Annotated in this window: 11 protein-coding genes and 1 tRNA gene; 11 read left to right on the top strand and 1 reads right to left on the bottom strand. The window is 41.5% G+C overall.

Translation table 11 applies throughout. The features are described 5' to 3' along the window. Positions 1–166 precede the first annotated feature (166 nt). From secA to nagP, 5 genes are all read left to right on the top strand, one after another. Positions 167–2,875, top strand: a complete 2,709-nt coding sequence (gene secA, locus L1286_RS08170; protein WP_235406410.1) for a preprotein translocase subunit SecA — start codon at positions 167–169, stop codon at positions 2,873–2,875. 58 nt (positions 2,876–2,933) lie between these two features. After that, a complete protein-coding gene (gene mutT, locus L1286_RS08165; RefSeq protein WP_235406409.1) occupies positions 2,934–3,329 on the top strand; it encodes an 8-oxo-dGTP diphosphatase MutT in 396 nt (131 codons plus the stop codon). Positions 3,330–3,414: 85 nt separating this feature from the next. Beyond that, on the top strand, positions 3,415–5,478 hold the full coding sequence (locus L1286_RS08160) for a M13 family metallopeptidase (protein ID WP_235406408.1): 2,064 nt from the start codon (positions 3,415–3,417) through the stop codon (positions 5,476–5,478). A gap of 281 nt (positions 5,479–5,759) precedes the next feature. After that, positions 5,760–8,360, top strand: coding sequence for a family 20 glycosylhydrolase (locus L1286_RS08155; RefSeq protein ID WP_235406407.1), 2,601 nt, complete (start codon positions 5,760–5,762; stop codon positions 8,358–8,360). Positions 8,361–8,635: 275 nt separating this feature from the next. Further along, positions 8,636–9,937 (top strand): N-acetylglucosamine MFS transporter NagP, encoded by a 1,302-nt coding sequence (nagP, locus tag L1286_RS08150; protein ID WP_235406406.1) that lies wholly within the window; start codon positions 8,636–8,638, stop codon positions 9,935–9,937. A gap of 331 nt (positions 9,938–10,268) precedes the next feature. Here the strand turns inward: nagP and L1286_RS08145 are convergent. Next, a tRNA-His gene (locus tag L1286_RS08145) sits at positions 10,269–10,344 on the bottom strand. A 182-nt stretch (positions 10,345–10,526) separates the two neighbouring features. Here L1286_RS08145 and L1286_RS08140 point away from each other — a divergent pair. The 6 genes from L1286_RS08140 to L1286_RS08115 all read left to right on the top strand — a co-directional run bounded on the left by L1286_RS08140 (position 10,527) and on the right by L1286_RS08115 (position 17,671). Then, positions 10,527–11,342: a mechanosensitive ion channel family protein gene (locus L1286_RS08140; protein WP_235406405.1), complete on the top strand. Its 816-nt coding sequence runs from the start codon at positions 10,527–10,529 to the stop codon at positions 11,340–11,342. Between the two features lie 20 nt (positions 11,343–11,362). Further along, entirely contained in the window at positions 11,363–12,166 is an 804-nt protein-coding gene (locus tag L1286_RS08135) for a DUF481 domain-containing protein (protein ID WP_235406404.1), read from the top strand. A gap of 124 nt (positions 12,167–12,290) precedes the next feature. Beyond that, positions 12,291–14,912 (top strand): SLBB domain-containing protein, encoded by a 2,622-nt coding sequence (locus L1286_RS08130; RefSeq protein ID WP_442961693.1) that lies wholly within the window; start codon positions 12,291–12,293, stop codon positions 14,910–14,912. Positions 14,913–14,914: 2 nt separating this feature from the next. Further along, entirely contained in the window at positions 14,915–15,739 is an 825-nt protein-coding gene (locus L1286_RS08125) for a glycosyltransferase (protein ID WP_235406402.1), read from the top strand. A 2-nt stretch (positions 15,740–15,741) separates the two neighbouring features. Next, complete coding sequence (locus L1286_RS08120) at positions 15,742–16,686, top strand: Wzz/FepE/Etk N-terminal domain-containing protein (protein WP_235406401.1); 945 nt, start codon at positions 15,742–15,744, stop codon at positions 16,684–16,686. Between the two features lie 7 nt (positions 16,687–16,693). Next, on the top strand, positions 16,694–17,671 hold the full coding sequence (locus tag L1286_RS08115) for a sugar transferase (protein ID WP_235406400.1): 978 nt from the start codon (positions 16,694–16,696) through the stop codon (positions 17,669–17,671). Positions 17,672–17,691: the final 20 nt, after the last annotated feature.

The following is a 17,691-nucleotide window of genomic DNA, read 5'->3' as shown; positions in this document are numbered from 1 at the left end:
AGTTTTCGCTTTGGTGGTTTGCAGATGCGCATAGTCTGGTATGATAGGGTATAAATTTAACTCGGCACACTGCACAAATTCGACTTTGTCGCCAACAGGACTAGTAAGCCTTTTGGGAATACGCGAATGCACGGGCTTACAAATATAAGATTGAAATGGTTTAAACATGATAACTAAAATTTTTACCAAAATTTTTGGTAGCCGTAACGACCGGATGATCAAAAATTTACGCAAGACGGTCGCTTTAGTTAATGCTTTAGAAGAGCAGTATAGCAAGCTATCTGATGAACAATTAAAAGCAAAAACAGCAGAGTTTAGACAAAGATTTGAGCAGGGAGCCAGCTTAGACGATTTACTTCCTGAAGCATTCGCTACTGTTCGTGAAGCATCGAAACGAGTCTTTGAAATGCGTCACTTTGACGTGCAAATGATAGGTGGTATGGTGCTTCACCAAGGTCGTATTTCTGAGATGCGTACTGGTGAAGGTAAAACACTTACCGCTACATTGCCTGCGTACCTCAATGGCTTGACAGGCAAAGGCGTGCACGTAATCACCGTCAACGACTATCTTGCGAAGCGTGATGCTGAAAATAACCGTCCACTCTTTGAATTTTTAGGGCTGACAGTCGGGTGTAATATCCCTGGTATGATGCCTGCACAGAAAAAAGAGGCATACGCGGCCGATATCACTTACGGTACCAATAACGAATTTGGCTTTGACTATTTGCGTGACAACATGGCGTTCAGCATAGAAGAGCGCGTGCAACGACCTCTGCATTATGCCGTTGTGGATGAAGTTGATTCAATTCTAATTGACGAAGCGAGAACGCCCCTTATCATCTCTGGACCTGCAGAGGACAGCTCTGAATTATACTCTCAGATCAATAAAATTGTGCCTGAGTTAACTCAGCAAGAAAAAGAAGATGAAGAGGGCATTGAAGGAGATGGTGATTACACCATCGATGAAAAATCTAAGCAAGCGCACCTTACTGAGCGCGGTCAGGTTAAAGTTGAAGAGCTGTTAATCAAGCATGGCTTAATTGAAGAAGACGATTCGTTGTACTCAGCCGGTAACATCACGCTTCTCAGCCATGTCTATGCAGCACTAAGAGCACACAAGCTATATCAGAAAGATGTAGATTATGTTGTGAAAGACAATGAAGTAATCATCGTTGATGAACATACTGGTCGTACAATGGAAGGTCGTCGTTGGTCAGAGGGCTTACACCAAGCGGTTGAAGCAAAAGAAGGTGTGCGCATTCAAAATGAAAACCAAACATTAGCTTCGATTACATTCCAAAACTACTTCCGATTGTATGACAAGCTATCGGGTATGACTGGTACTGCCGACACTGAAGCATTTGAATTCCAATCTATCTACGGGTTAGATACGGTTGTTATTCCAACGAACAAACCAATGATCCGTGATGATCGTGCCGATTTAGTCTATCTCACGCAAGAAGAAAAGTTTGAAGCGATTCTTGCCGACATCAGAGATTGTCAAAAGCGTGGACAGCCGGTGCTAGTTGGTACTATTTCGATCGAGAGCTCAGAGTACTTGTCACACTTCTTGCGTAAAGAAAAAATTGAACATAACGTTCTAAACGCCAAGTTCCATGCCCAAGAAGCGGACATTATTGCCGATGCAGGTTTACCTGGGCACGTGACTATCGCGACTAACATGGCTGGTCGTGGTACAGATATTGTGCTCGGCGGCAACTGGCAAAATGATCTTGCTAAGATCGAGAACCCCACAGACGCACAGGTCGAAGAAGCGAAAGCCAAGTGGAAAGAGTTGCATGATCAAGTCCTTGAAGCTGGCGGCCTGCATATTATTGGCACCGAGCGTCATGAATCTCGTCGTATCGATAATCAGCTTCGTGGTCGTTCAGGGCGTCAGGGTGATGCTGGCTCAAGCCGTTTTTACTTGTCAATGGATGATGCATTGATGCGAATTTTTGCCGGTGAGCGTATGACAACAATGATGCGTAAACTAGGCATGCAACGTGGCGAAGCAATTGAGCACCCTTGGGTAAATCGGGCGATAGAAAATGCGCAACGCAAAGTAGAAGCACGTAACTTTGATATACGTAAACAGCTACTTGAGTATGATGATGTTGCAAACGATCAGCGTCGAGTTGTTTATGAGCAGCGTAATGAACTATTAGAAGAAGGTGATATCTCAGAAACGGTAAATGCAATTCGCAGCGACGTTGTGAATGGTATTATTGATCGCTTTATCCCGCCTCAAAGTCTCGCGGAAATGTGGGACATTCCTGGGTTAGAAGAGCGCTTGAAGGCCGATCTATTACTGGAGATGCCTATTGCTAAGTGGTTAGAAGAAGACAGCAAGTTATATGAAGAGTCGCTCAGAGAGCGGATCATCGAAGAAGCAGAAGCAGCATACAAGCAAAAGGAAGGGTTAGTTGGCGAAGAAGTGCTACGCCACTTCGAAAAAGCCGTTATGCTACAAAGCTTGGATCAGCACTGGAAAGATCACTTAGCTGCGATGGACCATTTACGCCAAGGTATTCACCTACGTGGTTATGCGCAGAAGAATCCTAAACAAGAGTATAAGCGTGAATCATTTGAGCTTTTCTCAAATATGCTTGAAACTCTAAAAGTTGATGTAGTTGGTGTACTTAGCAAAGTGCAAGTTCGTGCAGAAGAGGATGTTGAGAAAGTTGAAGAGCAGCATCGTCGCAGCGAACAAGTGCCAAAGCAGTACCAACATGAAGAGGCTGAAAAGGTAGGCGGAGAGGCACCTCAAGGTGCAGCCGTTGCAGCTCGAGCTGAGCCTAAAGTTGGCCGTAATGAGCCTTGTCCGTGCGGCTCAGGCAAAAAATATAAACAGTGTTGTGGCAAGCTTAGCTAAACAGAATAAATAACACGACAAAAGCGACCTTGTGTCGCTTTTTTTTTGAGGATGTGACATGACTAAAAAAGTCGTGAATGTGGCGGTTGGCGTCATATTTAAACAAGGCCAATATTTCGTATGTAAGCGTAATGAAGCGCAGCATCAAGGGGGATTATGGGAGTTCCCTGGAGGTAAAGTTGAACGACAAGAAAGTGTTGAACAAGCATTGCAACGTGAGTTATCAGAAGAAATCGGCATTGATGTACTGGCGTCTAAGCACTTGACGACCATTGAGCATGACTATGGAGACAAGCAAGTTTGCCTACATGTGCATGTTGTCGATCAATTTAATGGTGAACCCACAGGCCTTGAAGGTCAACCTAATCAATGGGTTGACTATGAAGGTCTTAAAGCTCTCGCCTTCCCGAAGGCTAATATTGCCATTATCAAAGCACTCGCAGCATTTTCATAAGCACTGACAATTGTTTTCACTGGTTAGTGTAAAAACCAAGTTAAGCAAGGTATGATTTGCGTATATCAATAATGGAGTCATTAGTATGCGCAAATCCATCGCTGCTTTTGGGGTTGCTCTGGCGCTTGGCCTGTCTGGCTGTAGTGAGCAACCTCAGCCTGAAGCATCAAAGTCAACTGTTCAAAAGCAAACGCTCAGTTCTGGTATCGAACTTGAAAATATCGACCATTCAATTCGTCCACAGGATGACTTTTATTATCACGTCAATGGTAAGTGGTTTGAAAGAACCGAAATTCCTGCAGATAAGTCTAACTATGGCTCATTTAGCGAACTATACGATGAATCTCAAAAGGCACTTCGTGTCATATTAGAAAGCGCAGCTGGCAATAGCACAGCAGAGTTTGGTAGTGACGAATATAAACTGGGCGCCTTTTATAAAAGCTACACTGATGAGTTAGCGCGTGAAGAGCTGGGTGTGGCCGCGTTAGATAAATACCTAGAACCGATTCGTGCGTTGCAAGATAAGTCGCAATTGCCGCAGTTGATGGCAAGGTTAATCATGCAAGGTGGTACAACGCCGATGGCGTGGTATGTGAATAACGATGCTAAAAACTCTAGCGTTAACGCAATGTACCTTTATCAATCGGGTTTAGGTCTGCCAGATAGAGATTTTTATCTGAAAGACACCGATAAGTTTGTATCTATTAGAGCAGAGTATCAAACCTATATCACCAATATGCTGTTCGAATTTGGGTATGACGAAAAACAGGCTGAGAAAGCGGCCCAATCCATCATCGCACTAGAAACGCAGATTGCACAAGCGCAATGGAGTCGTGTGGACAGTCGAGATGCGTCTAAGACTTACAATAAGCTCAACGTCGCAGAATTTAATAAACAACTGAATGACTTCGACATTGAAGTTTATCTAAGCACGCTAGGGGCGGATTTGAATGACGTGATTGTCTCTCAACCGAGTTATTTTACTGCCCTCTCAGACATCATTAAAGGGAGTGATGTGGATGTTTGGCGTGACTATCTAACATTTCACTTCGCGAGCAATTATGCGGAGCTACTAGAACGTAAGTTAGTCGATCTGCACTTCGGGTTTTATGGCAAGACGTTGCGGGGTGTTGAAGAGCAAGCTCCAATTTGGAAGCAGGCAGTAGACGCAAGCAATAGCGTACTTGGCGAGTTACTTGGCAAAATTTACGTTAAAGAACACTTTCCACCCGAAGCAAAAGCGCGTATGACAAAGATGGTCGAGAACCTCATTGCCGGCTTTGAGCAATCGATTGATGATTTAGTTTGGATGAGTCCTGAAACTAAAATTGCAGCGAAAGAAAAGTTAAGTAAATTTACACCAAAAATAGGGTACCCTGATAAATGGCGTGACTATTCTAGCTTAGAGATAAATGCTGACGACCTAGTGGGTAACTTTGCACGTTATAACCAGTGGGCATACAAGGACATGATCAATGAAGTTGGCAAACCGGTCGACCGAACGAAATGGTACATGACCCCTCAAACTGTCAATGCGTATTATAACCCAGTCAATAATGAAATCGTTTTCCCGGCAGCGATCCTTCAACCGCCATTTTTTAATTTAGAGGCAGACGATGCGGTGAACTACGGTGCAATTGGTGCGGTGATTGGCCATGAGTTAGGCCACGGCTTCGATGATCAAGGTGCGAAATATGATGGTGACGGCAATTTACGCAATTGGTGGACGGATAGTGATCTAACGCAATTTGAAACGCGTGGTCAAAAGCTGATTGAACAATTTGATGAGTTTAAACCATTCGAAGATGCGCATGTAAATGGTCAGCTAACCCTTGGTGAAAACATTGGCGATCTTGGTGGGCTTACCGTTGCCTTCAAAGCGTATCAGCTGTCATTAAACGGGCAAACTGCGCCCGTAATTGATGGGTATACGGGTGAACAACGCTTCTTCATGGGATGGAGCCAAATTTGGCGACGAGAATATCGTGATGAAGAGTTGAGAAATCGTTTAATGACGGATTCTCATTCGCCGAGTCAGTATCGGGTCATCGGTATTCTATCCAATATGCCACAATTCTATGAGGCGTTTGATGTCAAAGAAGGGGATGGTATGTATATCAAACCTGAGGACCGGGTGAAAATCTGGTAAGACTTTAAAGTTGCCAATACAAAAACCTGCTTTGAGCCCTGCTTGAGCAGGTTTTTTTGTGGAATAAACGGGGTTTATTAAAATTTGATAGCGCTGTCATTTTTTCTTCGATATGATGAAAAACTAACAATAAGTTGGTTAGTACTATTCTTTGAACACCTTAAAAAGCGTGTTTGGTAGCGCATACGTTATACCATTAAACAGTACAAATAGGTGTGCACGGCAGCACAAACAAGCTTTTGCTAAAATGTGATTTCAGAGAGTCGTCTTTAGGAGCTGATATGAATTTTAGAAAAAATATGCTGAAGCAAGTGTTTGCAACAACCTTGATCGCGACATCGGTTGGTGCAAGCGCGGCACTATCACAGTCACAGCTAGATGCATTTGCACAAAATACACAACTCACTTTTGCAGTTGAAAATAACTTTCACGGCGGTGCTGGCAGTTTTATTGGCTCAATATCTCTCGAAAATAAATCAAATGTTGCTTTGCCAGCCGGAAAGAGTGACTGGCAAATCTATATTCACTCAGTGCGTAAAATAAAGACAAAGCAAACGTCGGGGTTGAAAGTTGAACATATTAATGGTGACTTACATCGATTAATACCCACGACTAGTTTTGTTGGGTTGGCGCCGAATCAATCACTCAAAGTTGAATTTGAGGCCGCTGCTTGGATTGCCGCATACACTGATTTTATGCCGCGCGCTTTTATTGTCTCTCAAGACCAAAAACCTGCAATTTTTGCCAACACAAATACGGAAGATATGACGCAATTTGTTGCGCCATTTGAGCGAGAGAACCAGCTCAAGCGACATAGCGAGCCCTTGGATTATTCACCTTTGGCCACAGCACAATGGCGATATATGCACAATCAAAGCGCGGTCAAAGTAGACAAGCAAGCGGCCGTAAAGCGCATTGTTCCAAAACCATATAGTGTGGACTTTAACCGAGGCTTCGCTGAACTCGATGGCAATTGGCAAATTCGTTTTGCTGGCAGACTAAAGTCAGAAGTCGCTGTATTTAATGAGGATTTAAAGGCACATGGGTTATCTCTTGATGCCCAGCCTGACCACATAGAAGCCGGCAAAACTCCCACAATTTTCTTAAAGGTTGAATCGGGCGACTATGATCGTGAGCAGGCCGCTTCTGGTAGTTATAAGCTGGAAATTGATGATGACAAAATAGAAATCATCGGCGTGGATAATGCGGGTGTTTTTTATGGTATTCAAAGTTTGTTGGCTCTGTTTCCAACGGAGCAAAAGAAGACCATCACAGTACCAAATGTAGAAATTGAGGATACACCTCGTTACGGCTGGCGTGGTATGCATTATGATAATGCACGTAATTATCATGGCAAAGAAGCATTGTTCAAACTCGTCGAACAAATGGCGCGGTACAAACTGAACAAGTTTCACTGGCACTTCTCGGACGATGAGGGGTGGCGCGTAGAGATCCCGGGTCTGCCAGAATTGTCTGAGATCGGGGGCTATCGCTGTTTTGATTTGCAAGAACGCGATTGCTTGTTAACTCAGCTCGGTACAGGTCCTTTCAAATCAGGGTCAGGAAATGGTTATTTATCGCGCGAAGACTTTGTTGAATTATTAAAGTTCGCCAAAGCAAGGCATATTGATATTATTCCGGAGATTGAAGGACCAGGTCATGCACGTGCCGCTATTAAAGCGATGGAGGCTCGTTACTACCGATTAAAAGAGCAAGGGCTGGATGCAGAAGCACAAGCCTATCTGTTGAGTGACCTTAAAGATAAATCAGAGTATCTCACGGTACAAAACTATACGGATAACTCTTTAAATGTCTGTATGGATTCGACTTATGCATTTATTGAGAAAGTAACGTATGAGCTGCAGGGCATGTATCGAGAAGCAGGTACACGCTTAACTAATCTGCACTTTGGGGGTGACGAAGTTGGTGCAGGGTCGTGGGAAAAATCCCCAGCGTGTCAGGCTTTGTTTAAAGATGCCAATAATGGTATTGCTGGGCCAAGCGATTTGAAACCGTATTTCACGCAACGTGTGGCGAAAATATTCGCAAAACGGGGGATCGCCCCAGGTGCTTGGGAAGACGGTTTAATGTACGACCGCGTGAACCCTTTTAAACGCGATGAGTTTCCAAATCAAGTGTTCACCGCAAACGTGTGGGACAATATTTGGGAGTGGGGGGTTGCTGATAGAGCACATCGTTTGGCCAATGATGGGTATCAAGTAATACTCTCCCACGGAACACATCTATATTTTGATCACCCCTATGAAGCGCACCCAGAAGAACGAGGCTACTACTGGGCGGCTCGTTATACCGATACTAAAAAAGCATTTGGTTATATGCCCGATAACGTATATGCCAACGCAGACTTTACGAGAAATGGTGAGTCAATTGAAAATCTAGAAGCCCTTGTAGGTCGACCTTTACCTAAACTGGAAAAACCGGAAAATATTCTAGGTATGCAAGGCCAGGTGTGGACTGAAACAATACGTACTGAAGATCAGGTGATGGCGATGATGTTTCCGCGAGTTTTAACGGTTGCGGAACGTGCCTGGCACAAGGCCAAATGGGAAGGAGACGTACGAGATGAAAAAGCACTCGCAGCGGATTGGCAGGAATTTTCTGCTACTCTAGCGCTAAAAGAGCTGACACGGTTAGTTAATGCGGGAGTGAATATTAATTTACCAGTGCCTGGTGCTGTGATCGAAAATGGTCAGTTATTGGCAAACAGCGCGTTTCGCTATCTGGCAATAGAGGTTAGTTTTGACAGTGGCAAGACGTGGCAGCAGTACACAGGTCCGATGTCAGTGACAGATTCAACAGCGGTCCGTTTGAGAACAACGCTGAATGGCAAAAAGTATAGCCGTATCACTGGATTAGATTGATTATTTACATTCCTTTAATGTAAAAAGGGGGCGTTTGCCCCTTTTTTCAATACTATTTAGTATAATTTCTAACTAGTAATCAAGTAGATTTTAACGTAAAGTTAAATGTCAGCGCTGTCATTTTAAGTTTAAGTAGCATTATGACAGAGTTTTTACTCTGGCAAAGACCTGATTCGCCGCATGTCGGCAGAAAATAACAAGATTTGAGAGTTTGTGGCCAAATAGGTCACGAGCAAAAATTGTAATAAGCTTTAATTGCAAACAAGAAGAGTATTATGGAAGCAACAGTGGATATGAATGAAAAAGCGAAGCAGAGTGTCTGGTTGCCAATGACACTGGCTGGCTCTATGTTTTTTATACTGGGCTGTATTACATGGCTAAACGGTGCCATTACGCCTTTTTTACAACAGATGCTTGAGCTCTCCCCCCTTCAAGCATCATTTATTATTTCCTCATTTTATATTGCCGTAACGATTGCAGGTATTCCATCTGCCATGGTAATTAAGCGTGTTGGTTACAAAAATGGCATGGCTGTCGGTTGTGTCATTATGGCACTATCGGCTTTGTTGTATATTCCTGCTGCAAAAATGCAGGCGATTGAAGTCTTTCTTCTGGCTCAGTTACTCATTGGGGTAGGTCAAACCGTTTTGCAAACGGCGGTGAACCCGTATGTTGTTAAAATGGGGTCTGAGAAATCGGCCGCAGTACGTGTTTGTATTATGGGGTTATTAAACAAGTCCGCTGGCGTTATTGTACCAATTGTATTTGCTGCGGTTGTTGTCAGTGGTGTAGTACAAGGTGGGGAAAGCCTATCGCAAGAACAAAAAGATGCCATGGCGAATAGTTTGATAGCGCCTTATTTAGCGATTGCCGGCTTAATATTCTTATTTGCTTTGTTCGCAAAATTTGCGCCTTTGCCGGATCTTGTGTTTGAAGAAGAAGGAAAAACATCTAAAGGTGAGCTAAGAGAAGCTCTACAACATCCTCACTTAGTTTTAGGTGTTGTCGGTATTGCACTTTATGTTGCTGTTGAGGTAATTGCAGCGGATACCATTGGTTCTTATGCCCTTCATCTAGGAATTGCTGATTATTCGATAATGACATCGTACACAATGGGTTGTATGTTACTTGGCTATGCCATTGGTATTGTATTGATCCCTCGTTTTATGTCTCAGCAAAGCGCACTTGTGATGTCTGGTATCGCAGGTATTATCACGGTTTTGGCCGTGGTGATGGGAGACAATGCTTCTTTCGCAATTTCTAACCTATTGTTGGTGCCTTTTGGTGGACCTCAGCTGCCAGATCCGTTATTGTGTATCGCATTACTAGGCTTTGCTAATGCGATGGTGTGGCCTGCTATTTGGCCGTTGGCATTAGATGGATTAGGCCGTTTGACTGGCACTGCGTCAGGCCTGTTAATTATGGGTATTGCTGGCGGTGCGTTAGGACCATTGCTAATAGGACTTGGTAATGTTGCAGGTCTGGGAGCTCAAGGTGCCTATAGCCTCATGATACCGAGTTATATCTTTATTCTCTTCTATGCTCTTAAAGGTCACAAAATGAGAAGCTGGAAGTAAACAGAATTTCTATTTCAAAGTAGAAATAATCCCGTGTGTAATGCCACCTTTAAGGTGGCATTTTTTTTAGACAAAAACCTGCTGAGATGAAAAGCTCATCATTCCAATCAAAAAGCAATCCCACTAGCACAGACTGCCTCAGAAGGAGAAGTCAGTAACATACCTATGTCATTTTTAGCTGTTTGGTTTATTCAGGATATTTAGCGAATTGGTTGTATCAAAATACAAATAATGGAGAGGCGATAAATATAAAAATTAGTCAGATTAAATAAAAATAAAAAGGGAGGAACATCAGATAAGTCATTGCATACTAAGATACAAAAAGAGGAGATGGGGCGACTGATGGGGCTCGAACCCACGACAACCGGAATCACAATCCAGGGCTCTACCAACTGAGCTACAGCCGCCACAATTTCGTGTAACACCTTTGTGGTGTGGCGCGCATAATACAGAACTTTTTTATTTTTGCAAAGCCTTTTTTTATTTTTTTATCGTTTTTAATAGATTTGCAGAAATTTTCATTCATACAGCTAAAGTTAATACTTTATACTCAGAATTAACACATTGTACGCAAATCATAGGAGAGTTTATGGAAGTGTTTATGGATTGGCTAAATAATAATTCGGATATTTTGTCACACTACCTCATTCAAGGCGTTATCGCGCTGGTCATTTTCTTTATCGGGATCAGAGTTGCCAAATTAACGGCTTCTTTAACTGAAAAAGCGATTAGTAAGCGAAAAGTCGATAAAGCGGTAGGCACGTTTGTCTCAAATATTGTTTACAGCATTGTCTTTGTCGCGACTCTGCTAATGGCGCTTTCCCAAGTTGGTGTCGAGACAACATCATTCATAGCTATTTTAGGTGCCGCTGGTCTAGCTGTTGGATTAGCATTGCAAGGATCGCTCTCAAACTTTGCCTCAGGCGTTTTAATCATCATACTTAGACCGTTTAAGTCAGGAGACTATATCGACGCAGCAGGGCAGTCTGGAAGCGTACAGCGCATAGAAATTTTTTCTACAGAGCTTTTAACGCCAGACAATAAAGTGGTTATAATACCCAATTCCTCCATTATGTCTGGTGCAATAGTAAACTATTCTCGAGAGAAAACGCGTAGAATTGATTTTGTAATTGGGGTGGGTTACGACGCTGACCTTAAGCAAGTGAAAAAAGTACTTGAAGAGGTGATCGAAAAAGAACCACGCGTGTTAAAATCCCCAGCTTGTACGATAGCTGTTTTGGCGTTAGCCGACTCGAGTGTTAATTTTGCTGTTCGCCCTTGGGTTAATACAGCAGACTATTGGCCAACTTATTTCGATTTGTTGGAAAACATCAAACTGGCGTTAGACGACGCTGGTATAAATATTCCATATCCGCAAATGGATGTGCATTTACAAAAAGATTGAATCTAAAGGTTACTTTTATAATGAAAATGAAACTGATTTCTCTCTGTGTTTTAACAGCGATGTCTTCGTATACAGCTATGGCTGAAGCAAGCTCTGAGAAACCTACAAAAGCAGAAAAAGTATGGGACATCACTAGTGAAGTAGGTGCAATTGTCACAAGCGGTAACACGGAAACAACCACGCTCAAAGGCGAGATAAAAGCCAAGCATAACTTAGAAAACTGGCGCAATGAATATAAAATTGATGGCATTTTCAAAGAAGATGAAATCGAAAACGATGACGGTGAGAAGACCAAAGAACGTACAAATGAAAAGTACTCATTGTCGGTACAGGGTAATTACAAGTTAGTCGAAGATCACAGTCACTTGTTCATCTACGGTGCATATGCTTCTGACTACTTTGGCGCTTATCGAAGTGAAACAGTATTATCAGTGGGTTACGGCCTGAGATTGTTAAGTAAGAGCAACATGTATTTGGACTTTGAAGTTGGTCCAGGTATCAAACGTTTCGAGTATCAAGATAGCAGCACTGAGGTTGATACAGATGGTAACCCGCTTGCTGGTGAGACCGAAAGTGAAGTAATCGGCGTTGGTAAACTCGATTATGAATGGCAGATATCTGACAACGCAAAGTTCACTCAAGTTGTATCTTTAGAATATGGTGATACCAATACAAAAACTGTATCCGAAACGGCGCTTTTGACTAAAATCAATGGTTCGTTACAAATGAAGGTTGGTTACAACATTACGCACAACTCAGATGTGGATGCTGGAAAGGAAAAAACAGACACAGAAACGTCTCTGACGCTAGTTTACAGTTTTTAACAGATAGCAGCAAAATATAACAAAGATATGACAAAAAAAGGGCTTTGAGCCCTTTTTCTATCTCGTCTTTCTCGTGTAGAATACGCAATCTTTTTTTGGTTACTGACTAGCGAGATTCAATTTGATGTCTTTTAAGCGTGTTTTAGCAATAGTTTTGTTGGGAATGAGTGCTTTTGTTAGTGCTTTTACGCCAACACCAGAGCAAATAGAACAGTTTAAAAAGTTACCTAAGTCACAGCAGGAAGCTTTAGCCAAACAATATGGTATTGACCTTTCAGCGATACAAAGTTTGAGCACGACGCAAGAGCCACAAGGCCCCGCGTTAAAAAGTGTCGAACCTAGGTCATTTGAACAAGTTGAAGATACCCCAAAGGACCCTTTACAGCCTGAATTAAAGCAACTTCAGCCCTTCGGTTATGAGTTGTTTGCAGGTGAGCCAACAAGCTTTATTCCAACAGAACAAATTGCCGTACCAAATGACTATGTAATGGCAAGTGGGGATTCCATTTCCATAAGTTTATATGGTAAGGAAGCGGCAACTCATGATTTGGTAATCGATCGTGAAGGTCGATTAAGTATTCCTAATTTTTCTCCTATAAATGTTGCTGGGCTGACATATAAAGAACTAAAACAGTTGATTGATAATAAGGTATCGACAGAAGCTATCGGGTTGAAGGCGTTTGTGTCTATCTCCGAGCTGAGAAGTCTACGAGTCCTTGTCGTCGGTGAGGCGCATAAACCTGGCAGCTATGCCTTATCACCGCTGTCTAACGTCACTCACGCGCTTTTTGCCAGTGGTGGATTAACCGAAATAGCATCTCTTAGGAATATTACGGTTAAAAGAAAAGGTGAGGTTGTTTCTCAGCTCGATTTATATGACTTGTTACTCAAAGGGGATAATACTGGAGACATCACATTACAATCTGGAGATGTGGTTTTTATCCCATCTGTTGGGCCACAAATTTCGGTCGAGGGTTTCGTTAAACGAGAGGCCATCTTTGAGCTGAAGCAAGGCGAATCAGCAGAAGCGCTGGTAAATATGTTTGGTGGATTTAAAGAGAAAGCTTTCCTTGAAAAGGTAGAAGTTAAAAGAGTCATCGATAACGCCAAGCAATCTGTTGTATCAGTAGATTTTAGCGATAAGGTTGTCGACTATGTGCCACAAGGTGGAGACGCCCTTAAAGTTCAAAGCGTAAATAACGAAATTGTCGATTCTTTAACACTCATTGGAGCGGTCGCTAGGCCTGGCTATTATCAATGGCGAAAAGGGATGTCATTTGACCAACTAATTGGCAACGCTAGAGCTGATCTCCTTCCTCAAGCTGATTTAGGTTACTCAATTATCGTCAGAGAATCAGATGAAAGTTTAAATCATATAGAAATTATTCAGTTCTCTATCTCTGATGCGCTCAGTGGCACGAAAATACCACTGCAAAAAAATGATGAACTCTATGTATTTAGCAAATTCAAAGACAAAGAAAAGGAAGAAGCGGCATTAAAGGACTTGGCGCTTACAGTTGAGGAGCGGGAGTTACAAGAAAAAGTGAAACTCTGGCACTTATATGAACGTAGGCTGTTCGACCAAAAAGTTATGTTTAAAGCTGATTTAGAAAAAGTGCTGGTAGGTGAAAACCTCGAGCAAGAAGAGAAGCAAACTTTGTTAGTAACGCCTACGATCTTTGGTCGTGATAAGCTTTTAGCCCCGGTCATTGCTCGCCTTAAATATCAATCCACCGTTGGTAAAGCCGCGGCAATTTTTGAAATAAATGGTCAAGTCCGTTTTCCAGGAGTATACCCTCTGGCAAAGGACGCAACGTCGCAGCAGGCTATTTTGGCAGCAGGTGGTTTACTTGAATCCGCTTTTACTGACTTTGCAGAATTAACACGGATACAGTCTGATGGGGAAGTTCGTCATATTCGCATAAATGAAATTACGAGCAAACTCTCAGGAGAAAATAGAACAACGATACAAAGTCGAGATACTCTCAATATTTTGATGCAACCCAATTGGCAAGAAAGTTACAAGGTCCAATTAAATGGTGAAGTAAAGTTCCCTGGAACCTACACCATTAAGCGTGGAGATACACTGGAACAAGTCATTATCAGGGCTGGCGGATTGACAAAATTTGCAGAGCCCAAGGCTGCTATTTTCACTCGCGAATCAATAAAAGAGCAAGAACAGAAGCAATTGAAAAAACTATCAGAAGAGCTGAGAAAAGATATTGCCTCTAAAAGCTTCCAAAAGTCGATAGGCTCCAATACGTCACTTTCATATGAAGAGACTGACAAACTACTAAGAGATTTAGCGAGCGTTAAAGCGTTGGGGCGGCTTGTTATCGACTTACCAAACATCATTGAAAGCAGAGAGGTATTGCGGTTACAAGATGGCGATACTTTGTATATCCCTGGAAAGCAGGATTCTATTTCAATTATCGGAGAAGTGAATTACAGCTCCTCTCACTTGTTTAAAGAAGGCATCTCGATACAAGAGTATATCGACTTAAGCGGCGGTGCAAAAGATCGTGCAGATGAAGGTAAGATATATGTAATCAAAGCCAATGGCGGTGTGTATATACCAAATCAGTCGAGTTGGTTCGCGGTCAACAATCGTATTGAGCTTGAAGCGGGAGACACTATTGTTGTGCCCATGGATGCTTCGCATATGGACAATCTCACACTCTGGAGTACTGCAACACAAATATTTTATCAGCTAGGTGTTGGTATCGCAGCGATATCGGGGATTTAGTGATGCAGAAAAGTCAGTGTTTTTCAGTGTTGTGCTCCATTTATCAAGGTGAGCAAGCCGACTATTTGAATGAGGCTTTTGAAAGCTTATATATCCAAACATTGCCTGCGACAGAAGTGGTCGTTGTACATGATGGGCCGTTAACTGACGCATTGTACAGTGTAATTGATAATTGGAAGCACAAGCTACCATTGAAGGAAGTTATCCTTGATGAAAACGTTGGCTTGGGTGAAGCGCTCAATCAGGGATTAAAGGCATGTAGCTATGATCTAGTTGCCAGATTTGATAGCGATGACATTAATACTCCAGACCGATTTGAAAAACAGATTGAGTTCATGAAAGAAAATCCAAACGTGGACTTAATCACTTCTAATATTGGTGAGTTCCAAACCACTGTTGGTGATATATCTTCTTTTCGAAATGTGCCTTGTAGTAATAATGAACTCACAAAATTGGCCAGATATAGAAACCCTATTAATCATGTGGCGGTAGTTTTCAAGAAAAGCGCCGTTCTAGAGGTCGGAAGTTATAAAGACCTCTATTTTATGGAAGACTACTATCTTTGGATAAGAATGATAGGAGCTGGGAAAAATCTGGCTAGTATCGACAAAAGCTTAGTGCATGTTCGTATCGGTAATGGGATGCATAAAAAAAGAAAAGGCCTAAAGTATATCGGTTCTGAATACGAACTTTTCAAAATCAAAATGAGATATAAATTAACAGGTTTTTTCGATGGTGCCTTTATTTTTTGTTTAAGACTGCTACCTCGTTTATTACCAAGCACAATACTTAAAGTCTTATATACTCGTTTGAGGTCTAAAGGTTAAACATGAATAATAGCAATGATAATACAAAGTCATTTAATTATGGTATTACAGATGACCAGATAAGCTTATTAATGACTTTTAAACTGTTATGGTCTAAGAAAATTATAATTGTGATTTTTTCTACTATAACCGCCGCTTTGGGACTGGTTGTTGCAAAGTCACTTCCTGATGTCTATGAGTCATCAGTGCTAGTTGCGCCGGCTGAGTCAAATGCAAGTAAGGTAGGGGCGCTAAATAGTCAGTTGGGTGGATTTGCTTCTTTAGCAGGTTTGTCGCTAGGCTCGCAGGGAATAAGTAAGGCAGAACTTGCGGTACAAATATTAAAGAGTCGAGCTTTTATCTCTGAGTTTATTAAAAAAAATGACTTAACAGTAGCCTTGCTCGCTGCAGAGGGCTGGGATGAAAAGGCAGGGCTACTCTACGATGCAAAAATATATGATGCAAAAAATCAAGCATGGTTAATTGAAGATGAAAAAGAGATTCAATCTAAAGCTTATATAAACTTTCTGGAGAATCAACTTCTAATTCAGGAGGAACGAGGCTCTGAGTTTATTCAGATTTCGATGAAGCACTATTCACCTGAGGTGGCACAATTAGTTCTTGAAAAGTTAATAGTTGATATTAATGAAACTATTAGACAAATGGACACGATTTCTGCAACAAGATCTATTTCATATTTAGAAGATACCTTAAAAAATACTCATGTTGACGATATGAGAAAAATACTATTTGGCTTAATTGAAAAAGAGTTTCAGAAGAAAATGCTTGCAGATGTACAGAAAGACTATGTATTCCAAGTAATCGACCCTGCGATAAGCCCATTATATCCAAAGTGGCCAAAAACAGTTTTAATAGTTCTTTTGTCTTTAATACTAGGCGCAATATCGATTTGTGCTTTTATTATTATATCATTTTCAATGAGTAAGGACTCTTATAAAGGTGAGTGAGAAATTTATGATAGAAACCTTACTAGAGCAGTCAAAAGTTAAGCCAGTAAAAGTTAAAAAGAGACTAAAGTCTCAATCTCAAGCTTTAAAACAAAGGTCAATTTATGTCTTTTGTCCTGAAGATAAAGTGGCTTTCTTAGAGAAACTTTTTAGTCATTATGATTTCGATGCTGAATTCAACAATTATGAATTGAATTGTTTTGGGAAGAAAGTTGTTTGTCACTATGGCCTTGAGTATTTAGATCAGAATGCGAGAGAGTTTTTGGTTAGGGCTACTGAATTCGGCGCTTGGGTTGAGCCTTTAATTAGCTATTTAGATGAGCGTTTAGGCTATACTGAAGTACGACTTTTACGTAGCAATTACTTTTTGCATCAAAAAGCTTTTTCTATCCTATCTGAAAGAAGAAATTTAAACTTTAAAAGAATATTCGATATTGTCAGTGCTCTTCTGATATTTATAGTAACTTTACCCATTATGGTAATTGCCGCGATTTTAATTAAGTTTGAAAGCCCTGGTGGAATTTTATATAAACAAAAAAGAGTTGGTTTATATAATGAAGAGTTCGAGGTTATTAAATTCAGGTCAATGCGCTCTGATGCTGAGGCTAATGGAGCGCAGTGGGCTAAAAAAAATGACTCAAGGGTGACGAAAATAGGTAAGCTTATTCGCAAGACAAGGATAGACGAACTTCCTCAATTGATAAATGTATTAAGAGGAGAAATGTCACTTGTAGGACCAAGGCCGGAGCGTGATGTATTTGTAAGTGAGTTAGAGAAAGAAATCCCTTACTACCGATTTAGGCATGCTGTTAAACCTGGCGTTACTGGTTTAGCTCAAGTGAGCTACCCTTATGGAGCTTCAGTTGAAGATGCCATATGGAAGCATAAATATGATGTTTACTATATTAAGCACTATTCATTATTACTAGATGTAAAAATTGTTCTTAAAACCATACTGACTGTGGTTTTAGGTAAAGGTAATTAAGCTTTTTTATTAAAAGTAGA

Origin of the sequence: Pseudoalteromonas sp. SMS1 (assembly GCF_021530565.1) — a bacterium.
In the GTDB taxonomy this organism is placed as follows: domain Bacteria; phylum Pseudomonadota; class Gammaproteobacteria; order Enterobacterales; family Alteromonadaceae; genus Pseudoalteromonas.
This window is presented reverse-complemented; position numbering and strand designations above follow the sequence as displayed.